Source organism: Pseudoflavonifractor sp. MCC625, assembly GCF_018784545.1.
Classification (GTDB): Bacteria; Bacillota; Clostridia; order Oscillospirales; family Oscillospiraceae; genus Pseudoflavonifractor_A; species Pseudoflavonifractor_A gallinarum.
Map to the genome: position 1 here is coordinate 1 of NZ_WQOJ01000006.1, position 449 is coordinate 449.

The 449-nt window shown below is 52.3% G+C and carries 1 protein-coding gene; it reads left to right on the forward strand.

Features of this window, described 5'->3' with window-relative positions; translation table 11 throughout:
• Positions 1–449 (forward strand): hypothetical protein (locus GPK94_RS01970; protein WP_215654204.1); only part of this gene is annotated, 449 nt, incomplete at both ends.

Consider the following 449-nt stretch of genomic DNA (forward strand, 5'->3'; position numbering starts at 1 on the left):
GAGGATGAGATCGACACCGCCATGACCGGCGGCAGCAGTTTTGCCGGAGGAAAAGGCCGTATCTATGCGTTCTTCATGGAAAACCATACGGATAAGGAAAAAGTGAGATTCCTTAAAGACGAGTATGGCATTGGCGGACGCTCTCATGCCCTGTCCGGCGCAACACACAGCGGCGAAGATCACGATGGGAAAGGACTGCACTATAAAAAGCAGGACTGCCCGGATGTTCACTTGAACTGGGAAAAGGTTGCCAAGCGCATTACCTCACTTGTCCAGAAAGGCCGCTATCTTACCGAACAGGAACAAGCGCAGTATGACAAGATCCAGGCTGAAAAGGATCTGGCAGAAGAAGATGCCATTCAAGCCCAGCAGCCGGAGATAGAGGAAGAAACGCCAAAGCCTACCCTTCGGGAGCAGTTTGAGCAGTATAAGCCTGTGGTGACTGCCGC